At 38.6% G+C, this 17,063-nt stretch carries 17 protein-coding genes; 13 read left to right on the top strand and 4 right to left on the bottom strand.

All coding sequences use genetic code 11. From position 1 onward, the window contains the following. Positions 1-27: 27 nt before the first annotated feature. Both yidC and IGL23_RS09290 read right to left on the bottom strand, forming a co-directional pair. A complete protein-coding gene (yidC, locus tag IGL23_RS09295; protein WP_002384232.1) occupies positions 28-960 on the bottom strand; it encodes a membrane protein insertase YidC in 933 nt (310 codons plus the stop codon). Positions 961-1,126: 166 nt separating this feature from the next. Continuing rightward, the gene (locus IGL23_RS09290; RefSeq protein ID WP_002356756.1) at positions 1,127-1,402 is read right to left on the bottom strand and encodes an acylphosphatase; all 276 of its coding nucleotides are present in this window, start codon (positions 1,400-1,402) and stop codon (positions 1,127-1,129) included. Between the two features lie 106 nt (positions 1,403-1,508). Between IGL23_RS09290 and IGL23_RS09285 the strand changes: the two genes are divergently transcribed. From IGL23_RS09285 to sufB, 11 genes are all read left to right on the top strand, one after another. Next, entirely contained in the window at positions 1,509-2,285 is a 777-nt protein-coding gene (locus IGL23_RS09285) for a TrmH family RNA methyltransferase (RefSeq protein ID WP_002380583.1), read from the top strand. Between the two features lie 19 nt (positions 2,286-2,304). Beyond that, complete coding sequence (locus tag IGL23_RS09280; RefSeq protein ID WP_002368982.1) at positions 2,305-2,742, top strand: GNAT family N-acetyltransferase; 438 nt, start codon at positions 2,305-2,307, stop codon at positions 2,740-2,742. A 183-nt stretch (positions 2,743-2,925) separates the two neighbouring features. Next, a complete protein-coding gene (gene rpsB / locus IGL23_RS09275; protein ID WP_002356759.1) occupies positions 2,926-3,711 on the top strand; it encodes a 30S ribosomal protein S2 in 786 nt (261 codons plus the stop codon). A 105-nt stretch (positions 3,712-3,816) separates the two neighbouring features. Further along, positions 3,817-4,698, top strand: a complete 882-nt coding sequence (gene tsf / locus IGL23_RS09270) for a translation elongation factor Ts (protein WP_002356760.1) — start codon at positions 3,817-3,819, stop codon at positions 4,696-4,698. 260 nt (positions 4,699-4,958) lie between these two features. Next, positions 4,959-5,681 carry a UMP kinase gene (gene pyrH / locus IGL23_RS09265; protein WP_002356761.1) on the top strand — a complete coding sequence of 241 codons (723 nt, stop codon included), beginning with the start codon at positions 4,959-4,961 and terminating at the stop codon, positions 5,679-5,681. Positions 5,682-5,684: 3 nt separating this feature from the next. Beyond that, positions 5,685-6,242, top strand: a complete 558-nt coding sequence (gene frr, locus IGL23_RS09260) for a ribosome recycling factor (protein ID WP_002376737.1) — start codon at positions 5,685-5,687, stop codon at positions 6,240-6,242. 369 nt (positions 6,243-6,611) lie between these two features. Further along, complete coding sequence (sufC, locus tag IGL23_RS09255) at positions 6,612-7,382, top strand: Fe-S cluster assembly ATPase SufC (protein WP_002356763.1); 771 nt, start codon at positions 6,612-6,614, stop codon at positions 7,380-7,382. Positions 7,383-7,396: 14 nt separating this feature from the next. Then, positions 7,397-8,683 (top strand): Fe-S cluster assembly protein SufD, encoded by a 1,287-nt coding sequence (sufD, locus tag IGL23_RS09250; protein WP_033594490.1) that lies wholly within the window; start codon positions 7,397-7,399, stop codon positions 8,681-8,683. Beyond that, complete coding sequence (locus IGL23_RS09245; RefSeq protein WP_033594491.1) at positions 8,680-9,915, top strand: cysteine desulfurase; 1,236 nt, start codon at positions 8,680-8,682, stop codon at positions 9,913-9,915. Before sufD ends, IGL23_RS09245 begins: the two co-directional genes overlap by 4 nt. Next, complete coding sequence (gene sufU, locus IGL23_RS09240; protein ID WP_002356768.1) at positions 9,902-10,369, top strand: Fe-S cluster assembly sulfur transfer protein SufU; 468 nt, start codon at positions 9,902-9,904, stop codon at positions 10,367-10,369. The genes IGL23_RS09245 and sufU overlap by 14 nt, the downstream gene beginning before the upstream one ends. Positions 10,370-10,387: 18 nt before the next feature. Beyond that, positions 10,388-11,782, top strand: a complete 1,395-nt coding sequence (gene sufB, locus IGL23_RS09235; protein WP_002356769.1) for a Fe-S cluster assembly protein SufB — start codon at positions 10,388-10,390, stop codon at positions 11,780-11,782. A 160-nt stretch (positions 11,783-11,942) separates the two neighbouring features. Here sufB and IGL23_RS09230 read toward each other — a convergent pair whose 3' ends face one another. Continuing rightward, positions 11,943-12,545, bottom strand: a complete 603-nt coding sequence (locus IGL23_RS09230; RefSeq protein WP_002384244.1) for a YczE/YyaS/YitT family protein — start codon at positions 12,543-12,545, stop codon at positions 11,943-11,945. An 85-nt stretch (positions 12,546-12,630) separates the two neighbouring features. Further along, on the bottom strand, positions 12,631-13,410 hold the full coding sequence (locus IGL23_RS09225; RefSeq protein WP_002376895.1) for an SDR family oxidoreductase: 780 nt from the start codon (positions 13,408-13,410) through the stop codon (positions 12,631-12,633). A 416-nt stretch (positions 13,411-13,826) separates the two neighbouring features. Here IGL23_RS09225 and rseP point away from each other — a divergent pair, with 416 nt between their 5' ends. Further along, a complete protein-coding gene (gene rseP, locus IGL23_RS09220; protein WP_002408800.1) occupies positions 13,827-15,095 on the top strand; it encodes an RIP metalloprotease RseP in 1,269 nt (422 codons plus the stop codon). 71 nt (positions 15,096-15,166) lie between these two features. After that, the gene (locus tag IGL23_RS09215) at positions 15,167-16,885 is read left to right on the top strand and encodes a proline--tRNA ligase (protein WP_002359769.1); all 1,719 of its coding nucleotides are present in this window, start codon (positions 15,167-15,169) and stop codon (positions 16,883-16,885) included. The last annotated feature ends 178 nt before the right edge of the window (positions 16,886-17,063 follow it).

The raw sequence follows: 17,063 nt of genomic DNA, 5'->3' as shown, positions 1-17,063 counted from the left end.
GATCGCCGTTTAGAGGCGATCCTTTTTTTATTTACGTTTTTGTTTTCCAGCATTGCGACCTTTATTGCCGTTTGCTTTTGGTTGGTTCGTTTTTTGCGTTGCTTTGTTTGTTTCTTTTGGTGTCACATCCTTAATAGGAGTAACCACTTGTTTTGGTGGGTTATTTTTCAATTCTTCTTGTACTTGTTTTTTAATTCTTGGACGTAAGAGGATATTTGTGATGGCAGATTGAATACATGTGAAAATACCACCAACTACCCAGTAAAGCGCTACGCCTGCAGGTGAGCTAAAGGACATGAAAACAATCATTAATGGTGAAACAATCAGCATTGATTTCATTGTTTTCTTTTGTTCTTCAGGAATACCAATCATTGAAATATAACCTTGAGCTAAATAGGCTAAACCAGCTAATGCCACTAAAATCATATTTGGTTGCCCTAAATTCATTCCTAAGAAGCTTGCTGTGGCAATACCTTTTGTATAACGAGCAGCAAAGAACAGAGATGAGAAAATAGGCATTTGAATTAATAAAGGCAAACAACCAATTCCGCCAACCATACTCACATTGTTTTCTTTATAAATCTTTTGTAGTTCTGCTTGTGCGGCCATTTGTTCTTCACGCGTACTTGCTTGTTTCATTTTTGCTTGTGCAACATCCACTTGGGGTTTGATTGCTTGCATTTTTTCCGTTTGGATAAAGCTTTTTTTCGATTGATGTAAGCCTAACGGTAAAATAATGATCCGTACAATAATGGTGATAAAAATAATCGCCCAACCATAGTTCCAATTAAAGTTATCGACAAGATAAGTAATTGCATTACTCATCGGTAAAACAAGGAAGTTATAGACAAAACCTTCACCAGTTGGTTGTCCATCTGCTCCTGTTTTCACACAGCCTGATAAAAACATTACTAAAAATAGTAAGCCAGAGCCGTAAAGCCATCGGTTTAATTTACGCATGTAATTCGGTCCTTTTCTAAAAAATTTTTACATGGTTAACTATACTTGAAACAGCGCTCTTTTTCAATCAAAATCGAAAAGAAGCTCTTACAAAAATCAATAAAAAGCAGGAACTACTTGCTGTTCAAGGCTTCTTCCCAAAGAAATCAATCGTTAGAAAGTAAGTTTATTGAATCACTTTAAATTGTTCCGTTTCTTCTAACAAAGGGTCTTCTTGAATATCAACATACGTTACACGTCCCGCTGGACTGGGGGAATCTTTGATTTTTTTGATAAATGTTTCCATTATGTCTTCAGGTGCAATTGCTGTGATTGAAACGGACCCGTCGTCTTCGTTCTTCACCGAACCAGTGACACCTAATTGATCTGCCACCATTTTTGTCATGTAGCGGAAGCCAACACCTTGGACACGTCCTTGTACATTCATTCTTAGTTTTTCCATGAGAGACACTTCCTTTGCTTTTTTCTTTATGATAGCGATTTTTCTTGGTTCTAGCAAGTATCCAAGCAAGCTAGAAGCATGCTATAATACAAAGGCGAGGTGACTTATGAAAGAAATTACATCAACGAAAAATAACCAATTAAAAGAATGGAAAAAATTACACAAAAAGAAGTACCGAGAAGAACTGAACCAATATATAATAGAAGGATTTCATTTAATTGAAGAAGCTGTGAAGGCCAATGCCGATGTCCAGTGGATTTTGTTTAACCAAAGAGGTCAACAAGAATGGGGAACTTGGTTAGCTGAACAAGAAACAGAAAAATTAATTTTTGTTAGTGATGAGGTTTTAAATAGCTTGTCGGAGCTGCCAACTTCACAAGGAATTTTGGCAATTGTCACCTTGGAAACGCAACAAGAGCAGTCGCTTTCTTTTAAAGGTGGTTGGTTACTTTTAGATAATATCCAAGACCCTGGTAATGTTGGTACGATGATTCGCACAGCTGATGCAGCGGGTTTAGCAGGCGTGATTTTAGGTAAGGGCACAGCAGATATTTACAATACAAAAGTGTTGCGCTCAATGCAGGGAAGCCACTATCATTTACCAGTTCTCCAACGAGAGTTGACTGAAGTGGTTCAGGCATTCAAGAAGCAAGGTCTACCAGTTTTCGGTACAGAACTAAATGAAGCTGCGATTGCTTATTATGAACAAGAGGCAGTGGAAAATTATGCGTTGATTTTAGGCAATGAAGGTAGCGGGGTTTCGCCAGAATTGTTAGCAGAAACCACGAAAAATCTTTATATTCCAATGAAAGGTCAAGCAGAATCATTGAATGTCGCTATCGCAGCGGGTGTGTTAATGTTTTATTTTGAAAATAATCAATAACAGAAACGAGTGTCAAAAAATGCTGACTATCAAAAAGACAACCCAGTTAACAGAAAAAGAATTAGAAACCATTATGGCTATTTGGCTGCAAACGAATCTAGAAGCTCATCCATTTGTCGCACCAACTTATTGGCAAGAAAATAAGGCATTTGTCCGCGCTGCGTTGCCAAAAGCAACACTGATCTTAGCGGAAGAAGAGGATCAGATAATTGGGTTTTTAGGCTTAATGGATAACTATATCGCAGGAATTTTTATAAAAAAAGCGTTTCAAGGGAAGGGCATCGGTCAGAAATTACTTCAAGTAGCAAAAGAAGAACAGGACCTCTTATCTTTGGCTGTTTACAGGGAAAATCAAGCAGCTTATGCCTTTTATCAAAAACAAGGCTTTGTCCAACAAAAGCGAACCATCGATGAAACGGGAAACGAAGAATGTCATCTTGTTTGGCAAGCGCAGTAGGAGCGACATTTCTAGTTTTAAGGCTTGCTATTTTTCTGAAAATATCTTATACTGTTAAAGGTGTGATTTTCACACACGAAATCCACATTCTTTTCCATCTGCGAAGTGGTGCTACTACGGTAGTTCTTCAAGGAGTTGACGAAAAGAAGAGGAAAATAAAAACCAAACTGGAGGAAACACAACATGGCAGTAATTTCTATGAAACAATTACTAGAAGCCGGCGTACACTTTGGTCACCAAACTCGTCGCTGGAACCCAAAAATGAAGAAATATATCTTCACAGAAAGAAACGGTATCTACATCATTGACTTACAAAAAACAGTGAAATTAGTAGATGCAGCTTACGATTACATGAAAAACGTTGCAGAAGAAGGCGGCGTTGCTTTATTCGTAGGAACTAAAAAACAAGCACAAGAAGCAATCAAAGATGAAGCAATCCGCGCTGGTCAATACTATGTAAACCATCGCTGGTTAGGTGGTACGTTAACTAACTGGGATACAATCCAAAAACGTATTGCTCGCTTGAAAAAAATCAATGCAATGGAAGAAGACGGCACTTTCGAAGTTTTACCTAAGAAAGAAGTTGCTGGCTTAAACAAAGAACGTGAACGTTTAGAAAAATTCTTAGGTGGTATCGCTGATATGCCAAGAATTCCAGATGTAATGTACATCGTTGACCCACGTAAAGAACGCATTGCTGTTCAAGAAGCACACAAATTAAACATTCCAATCGTTGCAATGGTTGATACAAACTGTGATCCTGATGAGATCGATGTTGTAATCCCTTCAAATGATGATGCAATCCGCGCTGTGAAATTAATCACTGCTAAAATGGCTGACGCTTTCATCGAAGGTAACCAAGGGGAAGACCAAGCAACTGAAGAGTTATTCGTTGAAGAAACACCAGAAGCAACTTCAATCGAAGAAATCGTTGATGTTGTTGAAGGAAACAACGAATCAGCTGAATAATAATGATTACGGAGCTGTCTCAAAGGCTAGGCGACAAAAAGCCTGATTCTCCTTTGAGATAGCTTTTTTAAAAAGAATTGATAATATCCGAGGAGGACACAAATAATGGCAGACGTTACAGCTAAAATGGTAAAAGAATTACGCGATATGACTGGCGTTGGAATGATGGACGCTAAAAAAGCATTAGTAAAAGTAGAAGGCGACATGGAAAAAGCCGTAGACTTTTTACGTGAAAATGGTATGGCTAAAGCAGCGAAGAAAAATGACCGCATTGCGGCTGAAGGTTTAGCAAACGTAGCAACTGTAGGTAACGTTGCAGCAATCGTTGAAGTAAACTCAGAAACTGACTTCGTTTCTAAAAACGAAATGTTCCAAGATTTAGTTAAAGATATTGCGACTAAAGTTGCTGAAAACAAACCAGCTACGATGGAAGAAGCAATGGCTATTAAAACTGAAAAAGGCACAATCGAATCTGATTTAATCGAAGCAACAACTGTTATCGGTGAAAAAATCAGCTTCCGTCGTTTTGAAGTTGTCGAAAAAGCTGACAATGCTGCATTTGGCGCTTACTTACACATGGGTGGCCGTATTGCTGTATTAACAGTTATCGATGGCACAACTGACGAAGAAGTAGCGAAAGATGTTGCTATGCACATCGCGGCAATCAACCCTCGCTATGTCAATGAATCTCAAATTCCTCAAGAAGAATTAGAACACGAAAAAGCTGTGTTAACTGAACAAGCATTAAACGAAGGTAAACCAGCAAATATCGTTGAAAAAATGGTTGTTGGTCGTCTACAAAAATTCAAAGCAGAAATCGCTTTGGTTGACCAACCATTTGTTAAAGATCCAGATATGACTGTCGAAAAATTTGTTGCTTCTAAAGGCGGCGAAGTGAAATCATTCGTACGTTTTGAAGTTGGCGAAGGTATCGAAAAACGTGAAGATAACTTTGCGGATGAAGTAATGAGCCAAATGAAAAACTAAGAGCATCAAACGCTCGGTTGAAAAGCCGTGAATCATAAGTATCTAAACAGACAGCGATCCCCAAAGGAAGCTGCATAAATTGATTACTGCTTGATTCAAGGCAGTCTTTCAGCCATTTGGGAACGCATAACTTTGATATGCGCTCCCTTTTTTTAGGCAAAACCAGTGGATCGCACTGCTTGGTCTAAAAAATCATTTTGGTGAAAAGTCATCTAAATGAGGAATTGAATGATTTTTAGAGAATCTTGGAGGGAATTATGATGGTTAAACCTAAGTATCAACGTGTCGTATTAAAGTTAAGTGGAGAAGCGCTAGCCGGAGAAGACGGTTTTGGCATTAAACCACCAGTCATTAAAGAAATCGTCCAAGAAATTAAAGAGGTCCATGAATTAGGTATCGAAATGGCCATCGTGGTTGGCGGCGGAAACATCTGGCGTGGACAAATTGGTGCTCAAATGGGCATGGAACGTGCACAAGCTGATTATATGGGCATGTTAGCTACTGTGATGAATGCCTTAGCATTGCAAGATACATTAGAAAATCTTGGTGTGCCTACACGTGTTCAAACATCAATTGAAATGCGTCAAATTGCAGAACCATACATTCGTCGTCGTGCAGAACGTCATTTAGAAAAAGGCCGCGTTGTTATTTTTGCCGGAGGAACAGGAAATCCTTACTTCTCGACAGATACAACGGCTGCGTTACGAGCTGCAGAAGTAGATGCGGATGTCATCTTAATGGCGAAGAACAATGTTGATGGTGTTTATTCTGCGGATCCACGTGTGGATGAAACAGCGACAAAATTTGAAGAACTAACACATTTAGATGTTATTTCTAAAGGGCTGCAAGTAATGGATTCAACAGCAAGCTCATTAAGTATGGATAACGATATTCCTTTAGTTGTCTTTAACCTAAATGAAGCAGGAAATATCCGTCGTGCCATCCTTGGTGAAAATATCGGAACAACTGTAAGGGGGAAATAAAGAATGTCTAAAGAAGTTTTAGCAACAGCCAAAGAAAAAATGACAAAAGCGGAAGAAAGCTTACGCCGTGAATTAGGTCAAATTCGTGCTGGTCGTGCGAACGCAAGTCTATTAGACCGTATTCAAGTAGAATATTATGGTGCACCAACACCAGTTAACCAATTAGCAAGTATCAATATCCCAGAAGCACGTGTATTAATGATTACACCGTTTGACAAAAATTCTATCGCTGACATTGAAAAAGCTATTCAAATGAGTGATATCGGCATTAGCCCAACCAATGATGGAAATGTCATCCGTTTAGTGATTCCACAATTAACGGAAGAACGTCGGAAAGAATTAGCCAAAGACGTGAAAAAAGAAGCGGAAAACTCAAAAATTGCTGTCCGTAACGTTCGTCGTGATGCAATGGATGAGTTGAAAAAAGCTCAAAAAAATGGCGACATCACTGAAGATGAATTACGTTCATTTGAAAAAGATGTTCAAAAATTAACAGATGATAGCATCAAAAATATCGATGCGATTACTGCTGAAAAAGAACAAGAACTTTTAGAAGTATAAAACCAATCACTAATAAAAATTATTGAATCCAGAGAAGCAAATGCTCTGGATTTTTTTGTATAGATGAGGAAGGCGTATCTCAAAGCTCTCTTTGCGAAAGTCATTCTAAAGTAATTATCCAAGAAAACGCTTTCTTGAATAAATTTTTTTATTCTACCAGAATTTTTTTCTTTGTGTAGGGACGATCACTTAAAAATATAGAGAAACTTTGAAATATCAGCCTTTTAAAATTTTCCTTCACAAATTGAATCCTAAAATTTGATGATAAGAGTTGTTATTTTTAGCAATTGTAATTTGCGATTCATTCTCAATTAGGCTAAAATGAGTGAGAACGGAAAAACGATTAAAACAAGTTGGAGGGAATTGTACATGTCTGTGTTAGAAATCAAAAATTTACACGTATCAATTGAAGATAAAAAGATTCTAAAAGGGGTCGATTTAACAATTAATACTGGAGAAATCCATGCAATTATGGGACCTAATGGGACTGGTAAATCTACTTTATCAGCAGCAATTATGGGAAATCCCAACTATGAAGTCACAGAAGGAGAAATTCTATTTGACGGCGTCAACGTTTTAGATTTAGAAGTAGACGAACGCGCTCGCCTAGGCTTATTCTTAGCAATGCAATACCCAAGTGAAATTCCAGGGATTACCAATGCTGAATTCATGCGTGCAGCAATCAATGCAAAACGTGACGAAGACAACAAAATGTCAGTCATGCAGTTCTTAAAAAAATTAGATAGCAAAATGGAATTATTAAATATGCCTGAAGAAATGGCTGAGCGTTACTTAAACGAAGGTTTTTCTGGCGGCGAGAAAAAACGAAATGAAATTTTACAATTATTGATGTTAGAGCCAACGTTTGCCATTTTAGATGAAATTGATTCAGGCTTAGATATCGATGCGTTAAAAGTTGTTTCTAAAGGGGTTAATGAAATGCGCGGCGAGAACTTTGGTGCGTTAATTATTACCCATTATCAACGCTTATTGAACTATATCACGCCAGATGTTGTTCATATCATGATGGAAGGCCGCGTTGTGAAAACCGGTGGGGCTGATTTGGCAAAACGTTTAGAAACAGAAGGCTATGCTGGTATCAGCCAAGAATTAGGTATTGATTACAAAGAAGAAGCGTAAGGAGGACAAGATAAATGAAAAAAGTAAATCTAATGGATTATCTTGACGAAGTCACCGCTTTTTCACTAGAACATGAAGAACCAGCTTGGATGACTGAATTGCGAACAACGGCTTTAAGAAACGCTGACGAAAGTGAGTTACCACATATTGATCGTGTGAAATTTCATCGTTGGCCTTTATTAAATGTTCACATGGAAAGTTATGTGCCTTCTGAAGGAAATGTCGCAAGTTTTGATCAAATGAAAGACAATCCTTTAATTGTTCAACAAGGATCTTTTCATGCTTTTGAGCAATTGCCAACCTCATTAGCGGAACAAGGGGTAATTTTTACAGACATTTTTACTGCTTTACAAGAGCACCCAGAATTAGTTAAAGAATACTATATGACTAAAGCCGTATTACCAGAAGAGGATAAGCTGACAGCAGCTCATGCAGCTTTCATGAATAGTGGCGTTTTCTTATACGTTCCTAAAAACGTAGTGATTGAAGAGCCCATTGAATCTTTGTTTATTCAGGATTCAGATAGCAACCAACCTTTCTTTAAACATGTTTTAATCGTTGCAGATAATCATAGTGAATTCAGTTATTTAGAACGTTTTCAATCAACTGGTCATCACGCAGAGAAAGCTTCTGGAAATATCGTTGTGGAAGTGATTGCGAAAGATGGCGCAAAAGTTAAATACTCAGCCGTGGATCAATTAGGGCAAACTGTAACGACTTATATGAATCGTCGTGGCTATATTATGCGGGATGCCTCTGTTGATTGGGCTCTAGGCGTCATGAATGATGGCGATGTTGTTGCTGATTTTGATTCTGATTTAGTTGGCGAAGGCGCTCATTCAGAAGTTAAAGTTGTTGCAATTAGTGCAGGTAAACAAACACAAGGCATCGACACACGAGTGACAAACAAAGCGCCACATTCAATTGGTCATATTTTACAACATGGAGTTATTCGTGAACGTGGTACTTTAACGTTTAACGGAATTGGCCACATTTTAAAAGGAGCAAAAGGAGCCGACGCACAGCAAGAAAGTCGTGTTTTAATGCTGTCTGATAAAGCTCGTGGTGATGCCAATCCAATTCTTTTAATTGATGAAAATGAAGTGACTGCCGGACACGCAGCCAGCGTTGGTCGAGTAGATCCAGAAGAAATGTATTATTTAATGAGCCGCGGCTTGCGTAAAGAAGAAGCGGAACGTTTGGTGATTCGTGGCTTCCTAGGTTCTGTCATTACAGCAATTCCAGTTAAAGAAGTACAAAATGAATTTGTAGAAGTAATTGAAGGGAAGTTAAACGCATGATGGATGCAGCAACCATTCGTCAATCGTTTCCTATTTTATTTCAAGAAGTTAATGATGAACCGCTAGTTTATTTAGACAATGCTGCAACAACCCAAAAACCAACGGCAGTGTTAGATATTTTACGACATTATTATGAAACCGATAATGCCAATGTTCATCGTGGGGTGCACACGTTAGCCGAACGAGCAACGAAGGACTATGAGGCCTCCCGCGAAAAGGTTCGCCAATTTATCCATGCTAAAGAAACAGCGGAAGTTTTATTTACACGAGGAACAACAACCAGTTTGAATTGGATTGCCAAAAGTTATGGTGACTTGGCAGTTACAGATGGAGATGAAATTGTTATATCTTACATGGAACATCATTCAAACATTATTCCCTGGCAACAATTAGCTCAACGTACAGGGGCCATTTTGAAGTATATAGACGTCACTGAAGACGGCTTTTTAGACATGGCAAGTGCACGTCAACAAATTACAGAAAAAACGAAAATTGTTTCGATTGCTCATGTTTCAAATGTGTTAGGGGTCATTAATCCAATCGAAGAATTAACACAATTAGCTCATCAAAATGGCGCTGTGATGGTGGTAGACGGCGCGCAAGCAGTTCCTCATATGCCTGTGGACGTTCAAGCTATCGATGCTGATTTTTATGCATTTAGTGGTCACAAAATGTGTGGACCGACTGGAATTGGTGTCCTATATGGTAAACGTCATTTATTGGAACAAATGGAACCTGTGGAATTTGGTGGCGAAATGATTGACTTTGTTCATCTTCAAGAAAGTACTTGGAAAGAGCTTCCATGGAAATTTGAAGCTGGCACACCTAATATTGCTGGGGCAATTGCCTTAGGTGCCGCTATTGATTATTTAACAGAAATTGGTTTAGAGGCCATTCATCAACATGAAGCAGCCCTTGTTCACTATGTTTTGCCGAAGTTGCAAGCTATCGAGGGCTTGACGATTTATGGTCCACAGGATCCAAAAGACCACACAGGCGTGATTGCTTTTAATATTGACGGTTTACATCCACATGATGTGGCTACGGCGTTAGATATGGAAGGGGTCGCTGTCAGAGCGGGTCACCATTGCGCGCAACCGCTATTAAACTATCTGAGCGTGCCAGCAACTGCACGGGCAAGTTTTTATTTATACAATACCAAAGAAGACGCAGATCGCTTAGTTGAAGCGATTAAAGCGACAAAGGAGTTTTTCCAGCATGGCACTTTCTAAATTAGATAACTTATATCGCCAAGTCATTTTGGACCATTCTAGCCACCCACATCACCACGGAACGCTAGATGCGTCTAGCCAAACAATTGAACTGAATAATCCTACTTGTGGAGATGTGATTGAACTGGATGTGGCCATTGAAGACGGTGTGATTAAAGATATCGCCTTTCAAGGAAGTGGCTGTTCTATCAGTACAGCAAGTGCTAGTATGATGACTGATGCGGTCTTAGGAAAAACAATCGCCGAAGCAACGGCCTTAGCAGAGGATTTTTCTCAACTTGTTCAAGGAAATGAAGTGGCCGAAGATGAAAAATTAGGCGATGCAGCAATGTTAAGCGGCGTAGCTAAATTTCCAGCTCGGATTAAATGTGCAACCCTGGCTTGGAAAGCCTTAGAGCAGGCTGTTGCTAATAACGGCCAAGGCGAAGCCGGTCATTTACATTGTGAAAAATAAAGAAAGGGTGACGACGAATTGAGTACAGTACCTGAATTAGAAGAATATAAATTTGGCTTTCACGACGATGTGGAACCAGTCTTTAGTACCGGAGACGGCCTAACAGAAGACGTCGTTCGCGAAATTTCTCGCGTGAAAGGCGAACCAGAATGGATGCTTGACTTCCGTTTAAAATCGTTAGAACAATTCAATAAAATGCCCATGCAAGAATGGGGTCCAGACCTGTCAGATATTGACTTTAGTAAAATTAAATATTACCAAAAACCGAGTGACAAACCCGCACGCGATTGGGATGATGTACCTGATAAAATCAAAGAAACCTTTGAAAAAATTGGGATTCCCGAAGCTGAGCGTGCTTATCTAGCTGGGGCTTCTGCTCAATATGAATCAGAAGTTGTTTACCACAACATGAAAGAAGAATTTGAAAAATTAGGCATCATTTTTACAGATACTGACTCTGCTTTAAAAGAATATCCTGACTTATTCAAAGAGTATTTTTCAAAACTTGTGCCGCCAACAGATAATAAACTGGCCGCTTTAAACTCAGCTGTTTGGTCAGGTGGAACCTTTATTTATGTACCAAAAGGCGTTCGAGTTGATGTACCATTACAAACATATTTCCGAATCAACGCTGAAAATACCGGCCAATTTGAACGGACCTTGATTATTGTCGATGAAGGGGCCAGCGTTCACTATGTTGAAGGTTGTACGGCACCAACGTATTCAAGTAACAGCTTGCATGCGGCCATCGTAGAAATTTTTACTAGAAAAGATGCTTATTGTCGTTATACCACTATTCAAAACTGGTCAGATAACGTCTACAACCTAGTAACCAAACGTGCTAAAGCTTACGAAGGTGCCACTGTCGAATGGATTGATGGGAACCTAGGAGCTAAAACAACCATGAAATACCCAAGCGTTTACTTAGATGGCAAAGGCGCCCGTGGCACGATGTTATCGATTGCCTTTGCTGGTGCTAACCAAATCCAAGATACTGGGGCCAAAATGATTCACAATGCGCCGAATACCTCTAGCTCAATTGTTTCAAAATCAATTGCTAAAGACGGCGGCGAAGTTAACTACCGTGGCCAAGTGACTTTTGGAAAAGACAGCGCAGGCTCGATTTCCCACATCGAATGCGACACGATTATCATGGACGAAAAATCAAAATCAGATACGATTCCGTTTAATGAAATCCATAACAGCCAAGTGTCCTTAGAACACGAAGCCAAAGTTTCAAAAATTTCTGAAGAACAATTATATTATCTAATGAGTCGCGGCTTGTCTGAAGCCGAAGCGACAGAAATGATTGTTATGGGCTTTGTTGAACCATTTACGAAAGAATTACCGATGGAATATGCGGTTGAGTTGAATCGGTTGATTAGTTATGAGATGGAAGGGTCAGTAGGATAGTTTTTACTCTACCAACAAATAATCAACCAAAACAACAACGGAAAGCCAAACAAGAAACACACTAATCATGCTTCTTCAAAGAAGCACAAATAAAAAAGCGATGACTCGAGAAGAAAATCTCTATGGAGTCATCGCTTTTTCTTATATTTTAGTTAAAAAATTATTTTACTAAAGGTTGAAGTAACTTGTTCCAGAAACTAATGAGTGGGCCAGCACCAAATGCACAAATAATTGTACCAATCCCAATTGGACCACCAGCAATAAAGCCAATTAATAGGACCAACAAATCTTGTGCTTTTCGAACAGAAGCGTAAGGTTTGTTGATTTGTTGACAGATGGTTGGCGCAATCGCATCATAGGGGGATTCGCCTTGATCTGTAGCCATGTATAAGGCGCAGCCAAATGTAAAAATCAGGACTCCGAAGAATAAAGAAAGTAGTTTGCCAATTGTTGAGCCTCCTAAACTATTGGCGTAAGGTTGAAGCCAAGTAGAAATCTGTTGAATCAAAATTCCCACTAAAAGCATATTTAAAATAGTTCCTAGACCAATGGCTTTTTTGTTTTTTAAATAGACATAGAATAAAATAAACGCATTGACAATAATTTGAAAAATGCCTAATTGCATACCAAACATTGAAGAAAGTCCGATATTCATAGCAGTGAAAGGATCAACTCCTAAACCTGCCACTCTTAAAGTGGATGCGCCAATCCCGATAATAACTAAACCAATTAAAATTAAAAGAACATTTTTGACTAGTTTCATGGTAAGCCTCCTGAATAGATTTTGTGTGTGATAGTACAAAGTCTGCAACAAAAATTCTCTATGAATTTTTGTTGCAGACTACTTTTTAACCAGCTCCGTGTTGGAACGAAGGGTATAGAGACATCCCGCCATCTACAAAGAGTGTTGTTCCAGTTACGTATGAGGATTCATCAGAAGCTAACCAAGCGGCCGCAGCAGCTACTTGATTTGGTTTACCAATAATGCCCATAGGAACCATGCTTGTTGTTTGTTTTAACTGTTCGGGATCGGAAAATTTTTCAGCATTAATAGGTGTGTTAATCGCTCCAGGTGCAATACAGTTGGCACGAATACCATATTCCGCATATTCCAAAGCGATTGTTTTCGTGAACATTTCGGTTGCGCCTTTACTTGCCGCATAGTGGGCGAACGTTGGCCAAGGAATTCTTTGGTGAACGGAGGACATATTAATGATTGACCCTTTGATTTTTTGATCTCTAAATATTCGGAGTGCTTCTCTAGAACCCAAAAAGACACCGTTTAAATTGACATCAATGACACGTTGCCATTCTTTTAATGGCATATCAATTGTCGGAAAAGAAGCCTCCACACCGGCGTTATTTACCCAAATGTCAACATGACCAAACTCTTTTAAAGCGGTTTCAGCTAACTCTTTAATATCTTCTTCATTAGAGACATCAGCCTTCACGAATTTTACGCGGTCTGCGTGCTTGGCTTGGACATCTTCAAATTCTTTAGGCAGCTCACCGACATAGTCAGCAACAACATTCATGCCCTCTAAGATATAACGCAGAGTAATAAATAATCCTAAGCCCGTAGCTGCACCAGTGACAACGGCCACTTTACCATGTAATTCTCCATACATTGATTCATTCCCCCTAAAATTACTATTAATACTTTCATGGTAGCACATGTCAATCAGCGTGTTGATAAAATACGACAAACTGTCGGAAAAGTTTATGGTCTAAAGTTAGCTACTATTGTTGAAGGTCTTTAAAAAAAATACTGGTCGTAGTAATCAATTCCTCTCATTTATACAGTTTTCTAAAAAAACACAAAATATCCAGACGAACTGGTCAAGTCCAATGGTTATTTATGAGTGAATATGCTAAAATAAAACTTGTCTTACATAAGGAAAGATTTGTTCACTAACAGTGGCGACTGTTCTCAGTAAACAGTTGCGCTGGTTTATCGGGAAGGGAACAGAGCAAGTTTTACGAGACTTTCCCATGTAATAATAAAAAGCACTGAACGTCAGTGAATGAAGGAAGAAGGACATCTATGAAAACAATTATCACATTCATTATTGTCTTCGGTATTCTTGTCCTCGTACATGAATTTGGCCACTTTTATTTTGCAAAACGAGCGGGTATTTTAGTTCGTGAGTTTGCAATCGGAATGGGACCAAAGATTTTTGCGCATCGTGGAAAAGATGGCACCACTTATACGATTCGCTTATTGCCGATTGGTGGCTATGTGCGAATGGCTGGGATGGGCGAAGACATGACAGAAATCACACCAGGTATGCCTCTATCTGTTGAGTTAAATGCCGTGGGTAATGTGGTTAAAATTAATACAAGTAAAAAAGTACAATTACCTCATAGTATTCCGATGGAAGTCGTTGATTTTGATCTTGAAAAAGAATTATTCATCAAGGGCTATGTCAATGGAAACGAGGAAGAAGAAACCGTTTATAAAGTTGACCATGATGCAACGATTATTGAAAGTGATGGAACCGAGGTGCGGATTGCGCCACTTGACGTTCAATTTCAATCAGCGAAATTATCGCAACGCATTTTGACGAACTTTGCGGGACCCATGAATAACTTTATCTTAGGGTTTATTCTGTTTACGTTAGCGGTCTTTCTACAAGGAGGCGTCACTGATTTAAACACGAACCAAATTGGACAAGTGATTCCTAATGGCCCAGCCGCAGAAGCTGGGTTGAAAGAAAATGATAAAGTCTTATCGATTAATAATCAAAAAATCAAAAAATACGAAGATTTTACAACCATTGTGCAGAAGAACCCCGAAAAGCCGTTAACGTTCATAGTTGAGCGTAACGGCAAAGAAGAGCAACTAACAGTGACACCAGAAAAACAAAAAGTGGAAAAACAAACGATTGGTAAAGTCGGCGTTTATCCTTATATGAAAACCGATTTACCGTCAAAATTGATGGGCGGTATTCAGGATACTTTAAATAGTACGACACAGATTTTTAAAGCACTGGGCTCACTATTCACAGGCTTTAGTTTAAACAAACTAGGTGGGCCAGTCATGATGTTTAAGTTATCGGAAGAAGCATCCAATGCTGGAGTAAGTACAGTTGTATTCTTAATGGCCATGTTGTCAATGAACTTAGGGATTATTAATTTGTTGCCAATCCCAGCTTTAGATGGCGGGAAAATTGTCTTAAACATTATTGAAGGTGTACGTGGAAAACCAATTAGTCCTGAAAAAGAAGGCATCATTACGTTAATTGGCTTTGGGTTTGTCATGGTGTTAATGGTGTTAGTTACTTGGAACGATATTCAACGCTTTTTCTTTTAAGGAGAAAGTTTAAGTAAAAAAGTGTGTAAAGAAATCAAAAATAGTTGATTTTAAAATAGAGGAGAGTTTTAATGAAACAGTCAAAAATGTTAATTCCAACGTTAAGAGAAGTACCAAATGATGCAGAAGTCTTAAGTCATCAAATTCTGTTGCGCGCAGGCTATATTCGTCAAGTCGCTGCAGGGATCTATTCTTATTTACCTTTAGCCAATCGTGTTTTAGAAAAATTAAAAACGATTATGCGAGAAGAATTTGAGAAAATTGATGCAGTTGAAATGTTAATGCCTGCGTTATTACCAGCAGAACTTTGGAAAGAATCAGGCCGTTATGAAACTTATGGACCTAACTTGTATCGCTTAAAAGATCGCAATGACCGTGACTATATCTTAGGCCCAACGCATGAAGAAACCTTCACAGAATTAATTCGTGATGAAATCAATTCTTACAAACGATTACCTTTGAATTTATACCAAATTCAAACAAAATATCGTGATGAAAAACGCCCACGATCTGGCTTATTAAGAGGCCGTGAATTTATCATGAAAGATGGCTATTCTTTCCATGCCGATGAAGCTAGTTTAGATCAATCATACCGTGATTACGAAAAAGCTTACTCACGCATTTTTGAACGCTGTGGACTAGAATTCCGTGCCATTATTGGGGACGGTGGTGCCATGGGTGGTAAAGATTCTAAAGAATTTATGGCAATTTCTGAAATTGGGGAAGATACTATTTGCTATTCAACAGAAAGTGATTATGCTGCCAATTTAGAAATGGCAACAAGTCTTTATACGCCGAAAAAATCACATGAAACACAATTAGATTTAGAAAAAATTGCAACACCAGAAGTGGGTACAATTGCCGAAGTGGCAAACTTCTTTGAAGTTGAGCCACAACGTATTATTAAATCAGTACTATTTATTGCCGATGAAGAGCCAGTAATGGTCTTGGTTCGTGGCGATCATGATGTCAATGATGTCAAATTGAAAAACTTCTTAGGCGCTGATTTCCTAGATGAAGCAACAGAAGAAGATGCTCGCCGTGTCTTAGGAGCGGGCTTTGGTTCAATTGGTCCAGTCAATGTTTCCGAAGATGTTAAAATTTATGCAGATTTAGCTGTTCAAGATTTAGCCAACGCCATTGTTGGAGCTAACGAAGATGGCTATCATTTGACAAATGTAAATCCAGATCGTGATTTCCAACCAATTAGTTACGAAGATTTACGCTTTGTTCAAGAAGGCGATCCTTCTCCTGATGGCAATGGTGTCTTAGCCTTTACCAAAGGAATCGAAATTGGTCACATCTTTAAATTAGGAACGCGTTATAGTGATGCTATGGGCGCAACAGTTTTAGATGAAAACGGTCGTGAAAAATCAGTGATCATGGGTTGCTATGGCATCGGCGTTAGTCGTTTACTTTCAGCAATCGTTGAACAAAATGCAGACGAGCGTGGTATTAATTGGCCAACAGGGATTGCGCCATTTGATTTACACGTGGTCCAAATGAATGTGAAAGATGAGTATCAAACAAAACTATCACAAGAAGTTGAAGCAATGATGACCGAAGCGGGCTACGAAGTATTAGTTGATGACCGCAACGAGCGCGCAGGCGTAAAATTTGCTGATGCTGATTTAATTGGTTGTCCAATCCGTATCACAGTCGGGAAAAAAGCAGTCGATGGTGTGGTAGAAGTCAAAATCAAACGTACTGGTGAAATGTTGGAAGTACGCAAAGAAGAATTAGAAAGTACACTTTCTATTTTGATGAACACAACATCAGAAGTGGAATAAATAAACAAACTTAATAACAGTATAAAGCTTAAAACGAAATCAAAGTTTCTCTGATTTTGTTTTAAGCTTTTTTAATGTAATAAAAAACTTAAATGTCTCAAGCTATAAACAATATTCGATTTTAAAAATTAATCTATATAAAATTATTACCTTTATTGTTTTTAATAACAAAGGAAAT

The organism is Enterococcus sp. MSG3299 (genome assembly GCF_050555765.1).
In the GTDB taxonomy this organism is placed as follows: Bacteria; Bacillota; Bacilli; order Lactobacillales; family Enterococcaceae; genus Enterococcus; species Enterococcus faecalis.
The sequence above is the reverse complement of the archived record's forward strand: the minus strand, read 5'-3'. Positions and strand labels throughout refer to the sequence as shown.